Source organism: Pseudomonas sp. TE3728, from assembly GCF_056279145.1.
The window spans coordinates 5381107-5395569 of the sequence record NZ_JBWBQT010000001.1; the positions used below are offsets into that span (position 1 = coordinate 5381107).

At 60.7% G+C, this 14463-nt stretch carries 12 protein-coding genes; all 12 read left to right on the plus strand.

Features of this window, described 5'->3' with window-relative positions; all coding sequences use genetic code 11:
• The first annotated feature begins 206 nt into the window (after window positions 1–206).
• The 12 genes from ACZ89R_RS23535 (at window position 207) to ACZ89R_RS23590 (ending at window position 14461) form a co-directional block, all read left to right on the plus strand.
• Complete coding sequence (locus tag ACZ89R_RS23535) at window positions 207–1829, plus strand: methyl-accepting chemotaxis protein (protein ID WP_429544430.1); 1623 nt, start codon at window positions 207–209, stop codon at window positions 1827–1829.
• On the plus strand, window positions 1829–2365 hold the full coding sequence (locus ACZ89R_RS23540) for a chemotaxis protein CheW (RefSeq protein ID WP_429544429.1): 537 nt from the start codon (window positions 1829–1831) through the stop codon (window positions 2363–2365). The genes ACZ89R_RS23535 and ACZ89R_RS23540 overlap by 1 nt, the downstream gene beginning before the upstream one ends.
• Window positions 2362–3636 (plus strand): CheR family methyltransferase, encoded by a 1275-nt coding sequence (locus ACZ89R_RS23545; RefSeq protein ID WP_429544428.1) that lies wholly within the window; start codon window positions 2362–2364, stop codon window positions 3634–3636. Before ACZ89R_RS23540 ends, ACZ89R_RS23545 begins: the two co-directional genes overlap by 4 nt.
• The gene (locus ACZ89R_RS23550) at window positions 3633–4316 is read left to right on the plus strand and encodes a chemotaxis protein CheW (protein ID WP_429544427.1); all 684 of its coding nucleotides are present in this window, start codon (window positions 3633–3635) and stop codon (window positions 4314–4316) included. The genes ACZ89R_RS23545 and ACZ89R_RS23550 overlap by 4 nt, the downstream gene beginning before the upstream one ends.
• A complete protein-coding gene (locus ACZ89R_RS23555) occupies window positions 4313–6598 on the plus strand; it encodes a hybrid sensor histidine kinase/response regulator (RefSeq protein ID WP_429544426.1) in 2286 nt (761 codons plus the stop codon). The genes ACZ89R_RS23550 and ACZ89R_RS23555 overlap by 4 nt, the downstream gene beginning before the upstream one ends.
• Complete coding sequence (gene cheB / locus ACZ89R_RS23560; RefSeq protein WP_429544425.1) at window positions 6595–7605, plus strand: chemotaxis response regulator protein-glutamate methylesterase; 1011 nt, start codon at window positions 6595–6597, stop codon at window positions 7603–7605. The genes ACZ89R_RS23555 and cheB overlap by 4 nt, the downstream gene beginning before the upstream one ends.
• Window positions 7606–7653: 48 nt before the next feature.
• Window positions 7654–8655 carry a diguanylate cyclase domain-containing protein gene (locus ACZ89R_RS23565; protein ID WP_429544424.1) on the plus strand — a complete coding sequence of 334 codons (1002 nt, stop codon included), beginning with the start codon at window positions 7654–7656 and terminating at the stop codon, window positions 8653–8655.
• Between the two features lie 237 nt (window positions 8656–8892).
• A protein-coding gene (prfB, locus tag ACZ89R_RS23570; protein WP_095920368.1) for a peptide chain release factor 2 occupies window positions 8893–9988 on the plus strand; the annotation gives its coding sequence in 2 pieces (ribosomal slippage) (window positions 8893–8964 and window positions 8966–9988; 1095 coding nt in all).
• 120 nt (window positions 9989–10108) lie between these two features.
• Window positions 10109–11611 (plus strand): lysine--tRNA ligase, encoded by a 1503-nt coding sequence (gene lysS, locus ACZ89R_RS23575; protein WP_123498098.1) that lies wholly within the window; start codon window positions 10109–10111, stop codon window positions 11609–11611.
• Between the two features lie 103 nt (window positions 11612–11714).
• Window positions 11715–12431 (plus strand): TetR/AcrR family transcriptional regulator, encoded by a 717-nt coding sequence (locus tag ACZ89R_RS23580; protein ID WP_223486543.1) that lies wholly within the window; start codon window positions 11715–11717, stop codon window positions 12429–12431.
• A 161-nt stretch (window positions 12432–12592) separates the two neighbouring features.
• The gene (locus ACZ89R_RS23585; protein WP_123498103.1) at window positions 12593–13147 is read left to right on the plus strand and encodes a hypothetical protein; all 555 of its coding nucleotides are present in this window, start codon (window positions 12593–12595) and stop codon (window positions 13145–13147) included.
• A 36-nt stretch (window positions 13148–13183) separates the two neighbouring features.
• The gene (locus tag ACZ89R_RS23590; protein ID WP_429544423.1) at window positions 13184–14461 is read left to right on the plus strand and encodes a flavohemoglobin expression-modulating QEGLA motif protein; all 1278 of its coding nucleotides are present in this window, start codon (window positions 13184–13186) and stop codon (window positions 14459–14461) included.
• Window positions 14462–14463: the final 2 nt, after the last annotated feature.

A 14463-nucleotide genomic window follows, 5' to 3' on the forward strand; every position in this document is an offset into this window, starting at 1 on the left:
CTGTCCGTATAGGAGCTGCCGAAGGCTGCGATCTTTTTGCGTACTCATTGGCCGGGTTTGCGACTGCTGCGCAGCCGAACGGGGGCGAGCCCCCTCGCCACAAAGGTTCGTCAGGAGTACCGCGTTTTCGTTCTTCGTGATCAAGCCCGTTCCCACAGACCCTCGGCTATACTCCCCCGCAATTCGAACCGCACCGAGGACTGACTGTGAAGAACTGGACGTTGCGCCAACGCATTTTGGCGAGCTTTGCGGTGATTATCGCGATCATGTTGTTGATGGTTGTGGTGTCCTTTTCTCGGCTGATGAAGATCGACGCCAGCGCAGAAAGGGTCCGCCTCGATGCGGTTCCTGGTGTGTATTTCAGTTCGATGATGCGCGGTGCGTGGGTCGACAGTTATAACCTGACCCAGCAAATTGTCGGTCTTTCTGGACGTCGCGAAATATCACCCGCCGACCACGCCATGTACAAGAGCTTCGAAGAGCGCTTGAGCGAGCAGATGGTCAATTTCCGCAAGACTATTTTCACCCCCCAGGATCAGGCCGCATTCGATGAATTCGAAGCGCGTCATCAGCTCTTCAATCAAGAGCTGGTCAACGTCCTCGACCTCTATCAGCGCAAAGAGTACGAGCCAGCGCGTCTTGCCCTGGAGCAGAAGCTCACGCCGGCCTGGGTCAATGGGCGCAAGCAGTTGAACACCCTTATCGAAGTGAATCACGACCTGTCTGACAGAGCCACGCTGGCCATCGGCGAAGCGGTGACCGCCGCCAAAATCAGTATGGGCGTCTCTTTGCTGGTGGCGATCATCGTCGCTGGCTTGTGTGGCCTTCTGCTGATGCGCGCGATCATGGCACCAATGAATCGCATCGTGGATATCCTCGAAGTCATGCGCAGCGGCGATCTCAGCAGCCGTTTGAACCTTGATCGCAAGGACGAATTCGGCGCGGTGGAAACCGGCTTCAACGACATGATGACCGAGCTCACTTCGCTGGTGTCCCAAGCGCAGCGCTCCTCGGTGCAGGTCACCACGTCGGTCACGGAAATCGCTGCGACATCCAAGCAGCAACAGGCTACGGCCACCGAAACCGCTGCCACCACCACCGAAATCGGCGCGACATCGCGGGAAATTGCCGCCACTTCGCGGGATCTGGTACGCACCATGACCGAAGTTTCCACCGCCGCCGATCAGGCATCGGTGCTGGCAGGTTCCGGTCAACAAGGCCTGGCGCGCATGGAAGACACCATGCACTCGGTGATGGGCGCGGCCGATCTGGTCAACGCCAAACTGGCGATCCTTAACGAGAAGGCCGGCAACATCAATCAGGTGGTGGTGACTATCGTCAAAGTCGCCGACCAGACCAACCTGTTGTCCCTGAATGCCGCGATCGAAGCCGAGAAGGCCGGTGAATATGGTCGCGGGTTTTCCGTGGTCGCTACCGAAGTACGGCGCCTGGCAGACCAGACTGCGGTGGCCACCTACGACATCGAGCAGATGGTGCGCGAGATTCAGTCGGCGGTGTCGGCCGGGGTCATGGGCATGGACAAGTTTTCTGAAGAAGTGCGCCGTGGCATGTCCGAGGTGCAGTCGGTGGGCGAGCAGCTGTCGCAGATCATCCATCAGGTTCAAGCGCTGGCACCACGGGTGTTGATGGTCAACGAGGGCATGCAGGCCCAGGCCACCGGCGCCGAGCAGATCAACCACGCGTTGGTGCAGTTGGGCGATGCCAGCAGCCAGACCGTCGAGTCCCTGCGTCAGGCCAGTTTCGCCATCGATGAGCTGAGCCAGGTGGCCGTGGGGCTGCGTGGCGGCGTTTCGCGATTCAAAGTCTGATGAGCGAACTCGCGGTCAAGCGCGGCGCGGTAATGCCGGTGAAACAGTCGTTGTTTCTGGTGTTCCGCATCGGCAACGAGCGCTACGCCTTGCAGGCCATCGAGGTGGCCGAAGTGCTGCCGCAGCTGCCGTTGAAACCGATTCCCCAGGCACCGGCCTGGGTGGCGGGGGTATTCGCCTGTCGCGGCGCGGTGGTGCCGGTGATCGACCTCAGCGCCCTGACGTTCGGCCAACCGGCCCAGGCTCGCAACAGTACGCGGCTGGTGCTGGTGCATTATCGCCCGGATGAGGCGACGCCTGCGCAATTGCTCGGGCTGATTCTGGAGCAGGCCACCGACACGTTGCGCTGCAACCCGGCGGACTTTCAGCCTTATGGCCTGGACAATCGCCAGGCGCCATACCTGGGGCCGGTGCGCGAAGATGCCCAGGGTTTACTGCAATGGGTGCGGGTTGCCGATTTGCTGGACGAACAGGTCCGCGCCTTGTTGTTTCCCTCGCCGCCGCTGGACCTGGCGCAGTTTGAGGAGCAGGGATGAGCAGCGATCAACGGTTTTTCGATTTCCTCAAAGAACGTATTGGCCTCGATGTGGGCTCGGTCGGCCCGGCGATCATCGAACGCGCGGTGCGCCAGCGCTGCACGGCGGCTCGGGCGCTGACGGCCGATGAGTATTGGCACACTCTGCTGGGCTCGCGCGACGAACAACAGGCGCTGATCGAAGCGGTAATCGTCCCCGAGACCTGGTTTTTCCGTTACCCGGAATCCTTCGCCACGCTGGCGAAACTGGCGGCCAAACGTCTGGCGGCGATCAATAACATGCGCGCCCTGCGGATTCTCAGTCTGCCGTGTTCCACCGGCGAAGAACCGTACTCCATCGCCATGGCGTTGCTCGATGCCGGGCTGGCGCCGCACCAGTTCAAGGTCGACGGCATGGATGTCAGTCCGCTGTCGGTGGAAAAGGCCAGGCTCGCGCTGTACGGCAAGAATTCGTTTCGTGGCCAGGACATCGACTTCCGCGAGCGGCATTTCACGGCTGAAAACGACAACTATCGCCTCAGTGGGCGCGTGATTGAGCAGGTGCGTTTGCAGGTTGGCAATCTGCTGGATCCGGCCTTGCTGGCCAGTGAGCCACCTTATGACTTCGTGTTCTGCCGCAATTTGCTGATCTATTTCGATCAGCCGACCCAGCAGCAAGTGTTCGAAGTGCTCAAGCGCCTGACCCATGTCGACGGCGTGCTGTTTATCGGCCCGGCGGAGGGCAGTCTGTTGGGGCGTTTCGGCATGCGCTCGATCGGCATTGCGCAGTCGTTTGCCTTCAGTCGTCAAAGTGCGCAAGAGCCGCTCGCGACCTTCGTGCCGACGCCGCTGCCGGCTCAACAACCGGTGCGCAGCGTGACACCGCCGCCAGTGCGCAGTCGGCCTTTCGCAACGGTCGTGCCGATGCCTCAGGTCGCCGCCACCCCTTCGGCCACCTCTTCAGACGCCGCTACGCTGCTGGCGAACATTGCCGCGCTGGCCAATGAAGGCAAAAGCGCGGAGGCCCGAGCCGCGTGCGACAGTTTTTTGCGCAGTCACGAGCCGGTGGCGCAGGTGTTCTATTGGCTGGGGCTGCTCAGCGATGTCGCCGGCAGCGCTCTCGAGGCCCAGGGCTTTTATCGCAAGGCGTTGTACCTCGAGCCGCAACACCCCGACGCGCTGATGCACCTGGCCGCCTTGCTCCAGTCCCAGGGCGACACGGCGGGAGCCCGACGATTACAGGCCCGCGCCGCCCGCAGCGAGCGCGCCGCAGACAGTGAGCGTAAACGATGAACGCCGCCGACACCTTGAGCGTCACCCATGAAGATGCCCAGGCCATCGACGACTGCTGGAACCGCATCGGTATCCACGGCGACAAGTCCTGCCCGCTGCTGAGCGAGCACATTCATTGTCGCAACTGCGCGGTATATTCGGCCGCCGCCACCCGCTTGCTCGACCGCTATGCCTTGCAGCAGGACGACCGCGAGCAAGTCTCCACCGTGGCCGGGAGCGATGTGCAAACCCGCTCGCTGCTGATGTTTCGCCTCGGCGAAGAATGGTTGGGCCTGGCCACCCGCAGCCTGGTCGAAGTGGCGCCGCTGCAAGCGATTCATTCCTTGCCGCACCAGCGCTCCGGGGCGTTGCTCGGCGTGGCGAATGTGCGCGGTGCCTTGGTGGCATGCCTGTCGCTGGTGGAGTTGCTGGGGCTCGATGCCACCAGTGGCGTGGCGTCCGGCGCGCGGGTGATGCCGCGGATGCTGATCATCGCCGCCCACGGCGGACCGGTGGTGGTACCGGTGGATGAGGTGGACGGGATTCACGCCATCGACGAGCGCATTCTCGAGGCGGCGTCCCAATCCGGCACCCAGGCCAGCGCCAGATACACCCGTGGCGTCTTGCAATTCAAAGGTCGCAGCCTGCGTTGGCTGGATGAAGAACAGCTGCTGTCCGCCGTGACCCGGAGCCTCACATGACCCCCGAGCAAATGCGTGACGCCTCTTTGCTGGAACTGTTCAGCCTCGAAGCCGAGGCCCAGACCCTGGTGCTGAGCGCAGGTCTTTTGGCGCTTGAGCGCGATCCGACCCAGGCCGATTACCTTGAGTCGTGCATGCGCGCCGCCCACTCGCTCAAGGGCGCGGCACGGATTGTCGGTGTCGATGCCGGGGTCAGCGTTGCCCATGTGATGGAAGATTACCTGGTCAGCGCCCAGGAAGGGCGCCTGTACCTGCGGCCCGAACACATTGATGCACTGTTGCAAGGCACCGATCTGCTGATGCGGATTGCGACGCCGGGCAACGCTCCGGCGCCTGCGGATATCGACGCTTACGTCGTCTTGATGGGACGGCTGCTTGATCACATGGCGGCCACTGCCCCCATCGCGCCGCCGATGGCAGAGCTTCAGATGGAACCGCCGACGTCCAAGGTTGAGCCGCCCATGCCGGCAACCGCCGAAGCCTCCCCGGCAGCGCCCGCCGAGCCAGCGCCCACGAAACGCACCACCGAAAGTGGCGAACGCGTATTGCGCGTCACGGCCGAGCGCTTGAACAGCCTGCTCGACCTGTCGAGTAAATCCCTGGTGGAAACCCAGCGGCTCAAGCCGCACCTGGCCACCATGCAGCGCCTCAGACGTATGCAGAGCAACGGCCTGCGGGCGCTGGAAAACCTCAACGTCCATCTCAAGGACCATGCCTTGAGTCTCGAAGCCCAGGAAGCCTTGGGCGATGCCCGCCGATTGTTGGCCGAGTCTCAGCAATTGCTGGTGGAAAAAAACGCCGAGCTGGACGAGTTCGCCTGGCACGCCAGCCAGCGTGCGCAGGTGTTGTACGACACGGCGCTGGCCTGTCGCATGCGGCCATTCGCCGACGTGCTGAGCGGGCAAGTGCGCATGGTCCGTGATCTCGGCCGCGACCTTGGAAAACAGGTGCGGCTGGAGATTGAGGGCGACAAGACTCAAGTCGATCGCGACGTTCTGGAAAAGCTCGAAGCGCCGCTGACGCACCTGCTGCGTAATGCGGTGGATCACGGCATCGAAACCCGGGAACAACGGCTATTGGCCGGCAAACCGGAAGAAGGCGTGATCCGTTTGCGAGCATCCCATCAGGCCGGTCTGCTGGTGTTGGAATTGAGCGATGACGGCAACGGCGTCGACCTGGAAAAGCTTCGGCGCAACATCGTCGAGCGGCAGTTATCCCCAGCCGAAACCGCCGCCCAGTTGAGCGAAGAAGAGCTGCTGACGTTCCTGTTTCTGCCGGGTTTCAGCCTGCGCGACTCCGTCACTGAAGTCTCCGGGCGCGGCGTCGGGCTGGATGCGGTTCAGCACATGGTTCGCCAATTGCGCGGTGCCGTGGTGCTGGAGCAGACAGCGGGCGAGGGCAGTCGCTTTCATCTGGAAGTGCCGCTGACCCTGTCGGTGGTGCGCAGCCTGGTGGTGGAAGTCGGTGATGAGGCGTATGCCTTCCCGCTGGCGCACATCGAGCGCATGTGCGATCTGGCGCCGGAAGATATCGTGCAGGTCGAAGGCCGGCAGCACTTCTGGTACGAAGGCCGGCATGTCGGGCTGGTTGCCGCCAGTCAGCTGTTGCATCGCCCGGCGAGCCAGAACAACGCGCAAACCCTCAAAGTCGTGGTCATCCGCGAGCGCGAGTCAATCTACGGGGTGGCAGTCGAGCGCTTCGTCGGCGAGCGAACGCTGGTGGTGCTGCCGCTGGATGAGCGCTTGGGCAAGGTGCAGGATATTTCCGCCGGGGCCTTGCTCGACGACGGCTCGGTGGTGCTGATCGTCGACGTCGAAGACATGCTGCGTTCGGTGGACAAACTGCTCAATACCGGGCGTCTGGAGCGCATTGCCCGGCATGCCAATCAGGCCGTCGAAGCGGCGCGTAAACGGATTCTGGTGGTGGACGACTCGCTGACGGTTCGTGAGTTGCAGCGCAAGCTGCTGCTCAATCGCGGCTATGACGTGGCGGTGGCGGTGGACGGCATGGATGGCTGGAACGCCCTGCGCTCAGAGGACTTCGATCTGTTGATCACCGACATCGACATGCCGCGCATGGATGGCATCGAGCTGGTGTCTTTGGTACGCCGCGACAACCGTCTGCAATCCCTGCCGGTGATGGTGGTGTCCTACAAGGACCGTGAAGAAGACCGTCGCCGTGGACTGGACGCCGGAGCCGACTATTATCTAGCCAAAGCGAGTTTTCATGATGACGCTTTGCTGGATGCAGTGGTTGAGCTCATTGGAGGCGCGCGGGCATGAAAATCGCTATCGTCAACGACATGCCCATGGCGGTAGAGGCTTTGCGCCGCGCTTTGGCGTTCGAACCGGCGCACGAGGTGGTCTGGGTCGCCGGCAATGGGGCCGAGGCGGTGCAACGGTGCACTGAATACACCCCGGATCTGATCCTGATGGATTTGATCATGCCGTTGATGGACGGTGTGGAAGCGACCCGGCGGATCATGGCCGAAACCCCGTGCGCGATTGTCATTGTCACTGTCGACCGCGAGCAGAACGTGCACCGGGTGTTCGAAGCCATGGGCTATGGCGCGCTGGATGTGGTCGATACCCCGGCTATCGGCGGCGACAATCCTCAGGAAGCCGCCGCACCGCTGCTGCGCAAAATCATGAACATTGGCTGGCTGATTGGTGACCACAGCAATCGGGTGCGATCGGCACCGAGCCAGCACCGCCACTCGTCTTCGCGCCAGCATTTGGTGGCCATCGGTTCATCCGCTGGCGGGCCGGCGGCGCTGGAAGTGCTGCTCAAGGGCCTGCCACGAGATTTCTCGGCGGCCATCGTGTTGGTCCAACATGTGGATCAGGTGTTCGCCGCCGGCATGGCCGAATGGCTTGCCAGCGCCAGTGGCCTGGATGTGCGCCTGGCCCTGGAAGGCGAACGGCCGCAAAGCGGCGTGGTCCTGCTGGCCGGCACCAACCATCACATTCGATTGCTGAAAAACGGCACACTCGCCTACACCGCCGAACCGGTCAACGAGATCTATCGGCCGTCGATCGATGTGTTTTTCGAAAGTGTGGCCAGTTACTGGAGCGGTGACGCTGTGGGTGTTCTGCTGACCGGTATGGGGCGTGACGGCGCGCAGGGGCTTAAACTCATGCGCCAACAGGGCTACCTGACCATCGCTCAGGATCAACAAAGCAGTGCGGTGTATGGCATGCCGAAGGCGGCCGCGGCCATCGACGCGGCTGTGGAAGTTCGCCCACTGGACAAGATAGCGCCACGATTGCTGGAGATCTTTTCAAAATGACTATCATTAGCAGCAATCGTGGCCAAGGCAGTACTCAGGTGACCGCACATGAATGAATTACAGCTCGACGACTTCAAAACCGATGAAAACGCCGCCATGGTGTTGTTGGTGGACGATCAGGCGATGATCGGCGAGGCAGTGCGGCGTGGTTTGTCGAACGAAGAAAACATCGACTTCCATTTCTGTGCCGACCCGCACCAGGCCATCGCCCAGGCGATTCGCATCAAGCCGACCGTAATCCTTCAGGACCTGGTCATGCCCGGCCTCGACGGCCTGAGCCTGGTGCGCGAATACCGTAATCATCCGGCGACCAAGGACATTCCGATCATTGTCCTGTCGACCAAGGAAGACCCGCTGATCAAGAGCGCGGCGTTTGCTGCCGGCGCTAACGATTACCTGGTCAAACTGCCGGACAACATCGAACTGGTGGCGCGTATCCGCTATCACTCGCGCTCCTACATGACCCTGCTGCAACGTGATGCGGCGTACCGCGCGCTGCGGGTCAGCCAGCAGCAATTGCTCGACACCAACCTGGTGCTGCAACGCCTGATGAACTCCGACGGCCTGACCGGGCTGTCGAACCGCCGGCATTTCGACGAATACCTGGAGCTGGAGTGGCGGCGTTCGCTGCGGGACCAGACTCAATTGTCGCTACTGATGATCGATGTCGACTACTTCAAGTCCTTCAACGACAGCTTTGGCCACCTCGAAGGCGATGAAGCCCTGCGCAAAGTGGCTACGGCGATTCGCGACGCCAGCTCCAGACCTTCGGACTTGCCGGCCCGTTACGGCGGCGAAGAGTTCGTGCTGGTCCTGCCCAACACCTCGCCGGGCGGTGCGCGAATGGTGGCGGAAAAACTGCGCCAGACCGTGGCCGGGTTGAAGATCCCGCACATTTTCCCGACCGGGGGTTCAAGCCTGACCATCAGCATCGGCCTGTCGACCATGATTCCGCAGCCGGGCAGCGATTGCCGGCAATTGATCTCGGCGGCAGACAAGGGGCTGTACCTGGCGAAGAACAATGGGCGTAATCAGGTGGGGATCGAGTAAAGCGTTGAACACGACGCCCCGTAGGAGCTGCCGCAGGCTGCGATCTTTTGATGTTGCTTTAAAGGCGAAGATCAAAAGATCGCAGCCTTCGGCAGCTCCTACGGTTCGCAGCGCAACGTCTGCACGGTGTTCAGCCCAAAACCATTCGCCGCTAAAGCCGCCAGGCGGGCTGCCTTGACAGCTTGATTACGTTATACTCGCCGGCTTTCAAAAGTTCGCCAACGAGTGCTGCCCGCCATGGAAATCAACCCGATCCTTAACAGTATCAAGGACCTGTCCGAGCGCTCCGAAACTATTCGGGGGTATCTTTGACTACGATCAAAAGCATGAGCGTCTGACTGAAGTCAATCGCGAGCTTGAAGATCCGAGTGTCTGGAACAACCCGTCGTACGCTCAGGAGCTGGGCCGCGAGCGGTCGCTGCTGGCTCAGATCGTCGAAACCCTCGACGAAATGCACAGTGGTCTGGCCGATGCCAAAGACCTGCTGCTGATGTCCGCCGAAGAAGAAGACCAGGCCGCCGTCGATGACGTCGCTGCCGAAGTCGAACGCCTGCGCGAATCCCTGGAAAAACTCGAATTCCGTCGCATGTTCAGCGGTGAGATGGACGCCAACAACGCCTACCTGGACATTCAGGCCGGCTCCGGCGGTACCGAGGCCCAGGACTGGGCCAACATCCTGCTGCGCATGTACCTGCGCTGGGCGGATAAACGCGGTTTCGATGCCACCATCATGGAACTGTCGGCCGGTGAAGTCGCCGGTATCAAAGGCGCTACCGTGCACATCAAGGGCGAATACGCCTTTGGCTGGCTGCGAACCGAAATCGGCGTGCACCGTCTGGTGCGCAAGAGCCCGTTCGACTCCGGCAACCGTCGTCACACCTCGTTCTCGGCCGTGTTCGTGTCGCCGGAAATCGATGACAACATCGAAATCGACATCAACCCGTCGGACCTGCGCATCGACACCTACCGCTCCTCCGGTGCCGGTGGTCAGCACGTTAACACCACCGACTCGGCCGTACGGATTACCCACGTACCGACCAACACCGTGGTCAGCTGCCAGAACGAACGTTCCCAGCATGCGAACAAAGACACCGCGATGAAAATGTTGCGGGCGCGTTTGTATGAGCAGGAAGTGCAGAAGCGCAACGCCGCTTCCCAGGCTCTGGAAGACACCAAGTCGGATATCGGCTGGGGTCACCAGATCCGTTCGTACGTGCTCGATGCCTCGCGGATCAAGGATCTGCGTACCAACATCGAACGCAGCGACTGCGACAAGGTGCTCGACGGCGACATCGACGAATACCTAGTGGCCAGCTTGAAACAAGGGCTGTAAAGGCACGCGCTACAGGGGGCAATACACCCCTTGTAGGAGCGAGCGATGCGGCGACCCGACTTGCCCGCGAACCCCGGCGAATGCCGGGGGCAACGAACCTGTGATGGAATATTTAAAGACATGAGCGACCTACAACTCGACCCGCAAGCCCTGCAACAGGAAGAAAACTCCCTGATCGCCCTGCGCAAGGAAAAGCTTGCTGCCGAGCGCGCCAAGGGCAATGCCTTCCCCAACGACTTCCGCCGCGACAATTACTGCGAAGATTTGCAGAAACAGTACGCGGACAAGACCAAGGAAGAACTGGCAGAGGCTGCAATCCCGGTCAAGGTGGCGGGTCGCATCATGCTCAACCGTGGCTCGTTCATGGTGATTCAGGACATGACCGGGCGGATTCAGGTTTACGTCAACCGTAAAACCCTGTCCGAAGACACCCTGGCCGCGGTGAAAACCTGGGACATGGGCGACATCATTGCCGCCGAAGGCACCCTGGCGCGTTCCGGCAAGGGCGACCTGTACGTCGAAATGACCAGCGTGCGCCTGCTGACCAAATCCCTGCGTCCGCTGCCGGACAAGCATCACGGCCTGACCGACACCGAACAGCGCTACCGTCAGCGTTACGTTGACCTGATCGTCAACGAAGAGGTGCGCCAGACTTTCCGTGTTCGTTCGCAAGTGATTGCGCACATTCGCAGCTTCCTGATGAAGCGTGACTTCCTGGAAGTGGAAACGCCGATGCTGCAAACCATTCCAGGCGGCGCGGCGGCCAAGCCGTTCGAGACTCACCACAACGCGCTGGACATGGAAATGTTCCTGCGTATCGCGCCTGAGCTGTACCTCAAGCGCTTGGTCGTCGGTGGTTTCGAGAAAGTCTTCGAAATCAACCGCAACTTCCGTAACGAAGGCGTTTCGACGCGTCACAACCCTGAATTCACCATGTTGGAGTTCTACCAGGCTTACGCCGACTACGAAGACAACATGGACCTGACCGAAGAGCTGTTCCGCGAACTGGCTCAGCTGGTTCTGGGCAGCACCGACGTGCCTTACGGCGACAAGGTGTTCCACTTCGGCGAGCCGTTCGTGCGTCTGTCGGTGTTCGACTCGATCCTCAAGTACAACCCTGAGCTGACCGCTGACGACCTGAATGACATCGACAAGGCCCGCGCCATCGCCAAGAAGGCCGGCGCCAAGGTGCTGGGCTTCGAAGGTCTGGGCAAATTGCAGGTGATGATTTTCGAAGAGCTGGTCGAGCACAAGCTGGAACAGCCGCACTTCATCACCCAGTACCCGTTCGAAGTGTCGCCGCTGGCCCGTCGTAACGATGAGAACCCGAACGTCACCGACCGTTTCGAACTGTTCATCGGTGGCCGTGAAATCGCCAACGCCTACTCCGAGTTGAACGACGCCGAAGACCAGGCCGAGCGTTTCATGGCGCAGGTGGCCGACAAGGACGCCGGCGACGACGAAGCCATGCACTACGACGCCGACTTCGTTCGCGCGCTGGAGTACGGCATGCCGCCAACGGCCGGTGAAGGGATCGGCATCGACCGTCTGGTGATGTTGCTGACCAACTCACCGTCCATCCGCGACGTGATCCTGTTCCCGCACATGCGGCCACAAGCGTAAGTGTTTCAATTAAAAAGCCGCCTATAACAGGCGGCTTTTTATTGCCTGTCTGGTACAAACGTATCAATTGGTTACTTTTGACGTTTAGAGAGGAATACCTGTCGTGAATCGTGCAATGGCTCAAGAAGGTGCAGCGGATATCGCCACTGCGGTCGCTGAAAGTGTTCAGTACCAGGGCCGCAAGGCCAGCCGACAGGGCAGCGAACAGCGTCGACAGGACATTCTCGACGCAGCGATGCGCATTGTTGTGCGCGATGGCGTGCGGGCCGTGCGGCACCGTGCGGTGGCCGCTGAAGCGGGTGTGCCGCTGTCGGCCACGACCTACTATTTCAAAGACATCGATGACCTGCTCACCGATACCTTCGCCCAATACGTGGAACGCAGCGCGGCGTTCATGGCCCGGTTATGGGCCAGCAACGAAGGCCTGTTGCGCGAGATGGTTGTCAGCGGCGATGGCACCGCCGAGTCCCGCTCACAGCTGGCGGACGATATCGCCCGGCTGATGGCTGACTATGTTCATCGGCAATTGATCAATCGCCGCGAGCACTTGATGGCCGAGCAAGCCTTCCGCCAGGAAGCCTTGCTCAACCCGCGTCTGGCGTTGTTGGTACGCTCCCATCAGCAAATTCTCCTGCAGGGCACCTGCCAGCTTTTCGAAGTATTGGGTTCCCGTGAGCCACAACAGGATGCCAAAGTGTTGACGGCGATTATCGGACGGATGGAATATCAGGGCCTGCTCAACGACGCCGAGCCTGTGGCCGAAGAGGAAATGCTCGGTATCCTCAACCGCTACATGCATTTGGTGCTGGCGTCGGTGTAACCCCTGAGTGGAGGCTAACCCCTGTGGGAGCGAGCCTGCTCGCGATGACGGTCTGACATTCAACATCTCTGTTGCCTGACACACCGCCATCGCGAGCAGGCTCGCTCCCACAGGGGCCGGCGTTCACTTGAGGTTGGTGTTGTGTTCATAGGGAGTGTTGAATGAAAGCCTGGCGCGTCGTTGTGATCGCCTTGTCGATCCTGCTGCTCAGTGGCTGTCTGGTGACCTTCAAGGAGCCGCTGCCCGCCAGCGAGCCCGCGCCCAAAGGATTGCTCGGCAAGTGGACCAGCACCAATGCCTGGGGCGAGCCGATGAACCTGGAACTGACGCGCATCGGCGACAATCGCTATCAGGCGGTCAGCTACTTCAAGGCCAAGCCCCATGAGCGTGAAGCCTATCCCTTCACCGTGTCGCGCCATGGCAATCGCTGGTACCTGTCGGCGAAGGTGCCGGCGCAATTCGGTGGAAACTTCACCATCACCGGTTTCGAGCTCAACGATAAGCACGAACTGGTGGTCTACAACCTCGACCTTGAACAGATCAAACAGGCGATGGGCCAAGAAGCCCTCAGTGGCCAAGGCTTCCGGACCGATGACGGCGACGGGGTGTTGATCAACAACAGCCTGGATCAGGTGTTTGCCTACCTCGATGATCCGGCCAATTCCGATGTTTTCGTCGAAGCGGTGCGCTACCAGCGCCTGGCCAAAACCAAATAAACCCAGCACGTAACGGTTTTACTACAGGAGTTTCGGGTGGACGAATACCAGCAGACGATACGCATTTTGTCCGATCGCATAGTGCTGGCGCAGACGCCGATTCGCGTTCTGGATGCGGTCAAGTGGGACGACAGCATTCGCAAGGGATTCTTCAAAGGCAAGGGCAAGGAAATGCCGGCCGTGGACCGCGACTACTACCTCAATCGACCGCTGGCATTTGATTCCAGCAAAGTGAAGCTGGAATTCCAGAACATCGAACGGGACATCACTCGCCAGCTCGGCCAGTTCAACCCGGTCGGCCAGATCATGCGCCGCATGTGCAAGGAATACCGGATGGTGGTGCGCATGCTTGAAGCGCGCGGCACCGAAGATTTCGGGCTGATTTCCCAGGAGTTGTATGGCGCGGCGTCCGATGCGTTTCACGCCGGCGACCCGACCCTGGCCGATCTGGGCCTGATGCTCTCCGATTACCTGAACAACATCGATGGCCGTGGCGACCTCAAGGACGAACCGAAACTTCTCACCGCCAAGGAAGCCGTCGACCTGCTGCAACACCGGCTGAACCGGGTGTTTGGCGAGAACGAAGAAACCATTCGGGTGTTCGAGTCCGACGGGATCGTCGCCGATGCGGCGGCCGGCGCCGACTACATCAAGATCCGCGCCGACGCGATGTTCAACGACCGCGACGTGCGTGCGCTGGAAGTCCACGAAGGGCTGGTGCATGTGGGCACCACGCTCAACGGCCTGAATCAGCCGATCTGCACCTTCCTGTCCAAAGGCCCGCCGTCGTCCACCGTGACCCAGGAAGGCCTGGCGATCCTGATGGAAATCATCACCTTCGCCTCCTACCCGAGCCGCCTGCGCAAACTGACCAACCGCACCCGTGCCATTCATATGGTGGAGGAGGGCGCGGACTTCTTGCAGATTTACGAATTCTTCTGTGAGCAAGGTTTCGAAATGGCCGAAAGCTACGGCAACGCTAGTCGGGTTTTCCGCGGCTCGGTGCCGACTGGTCTGCCATTTACCAAAGACTTGTCCTACCTCAAGGGCTTTATCATGGTTTACAACTACATTCAGTTGGCCGTGCGTAAAGGCAAATTGGAGCAGATACCGCTATTGTTTTGCGGCAAGACCACGCTGGAAGACATGCGGACCTTGCGCCAGTTGGTGGACGAAGGCCTGGTGGTGCCGCCCAAGTACCTGCCCGACCAATTCCGCGACATGAACGCGCTATCGGCCTGGATGTGCTTCTCCAACTTCCTCAACCACCTGAGCCTGGACCGGATCGAAGCGGATTATTCCAATATCCTCTAATG

What these genes read in the sequence shown, in the direction of transcription:
- ACZ89R_RS23540 (WP_429544429.1), top strand. Translation starts at nt 1,829, where the DNA reads ATGAGCGAACTCGCGGTCAAGCGCGGCGCGGTAATGCCGGTGAAACAG.
- ACZ89R_RS23545 (WP_429544428.1), top strand. Translation starts at nt 2,362, where the DNA reads ATGAGCAGCGATCAACGGTTTTTCGATTTCCTCAAAGAACGTATTGGC.
- ACZ89R_RS23550 (WP_429544427.1), top strand. Translation starts at nt 3,633, where the DNA reads ATGAACGCCGCCGACACCTTGAGCGTCACCCATGAAGATGCCCAGGCC.
- ACZ89R_RS23555 (WP_429544426.1), top strand. Translation starts at nt 4,313, where the DNA reads ATGACCCCCGAGCAAATGCGTGACGCCTCTTTGCTGGAACTGTTCAGC.
- cheB (WP_429544425.1), top strand. Translation starts at nt 6,595, where the DNA reads ATGAAAATCGCTATCGTCAACGACATGCCCATGGCGGTAGAGGCTTTG.
- ACZ89R_RS23565 (WP_429544424.1), top strand. Translation starts at nt 7,654, where the DNA reads ATGAATGAATTACAGCTCGACGACTTCAAAACCGATGAAAACGCCGCC.
- lysS (WP_123498098.1), top strand. Translation starts at nt 10,109, where the DNA reads ATGAGCGACCTACAACTCGACCCGCAAGCCCTGCAACAGGAAGAAAAC.
- ACZ89R_RS23585 (WP_123498103.1), top strand. Translation starts at nt 12,593, where the DNA reads ATGAAAGCCTGGCGCGTCGTTGTGATCGCCTTGTCGATCCTGCTGCTC.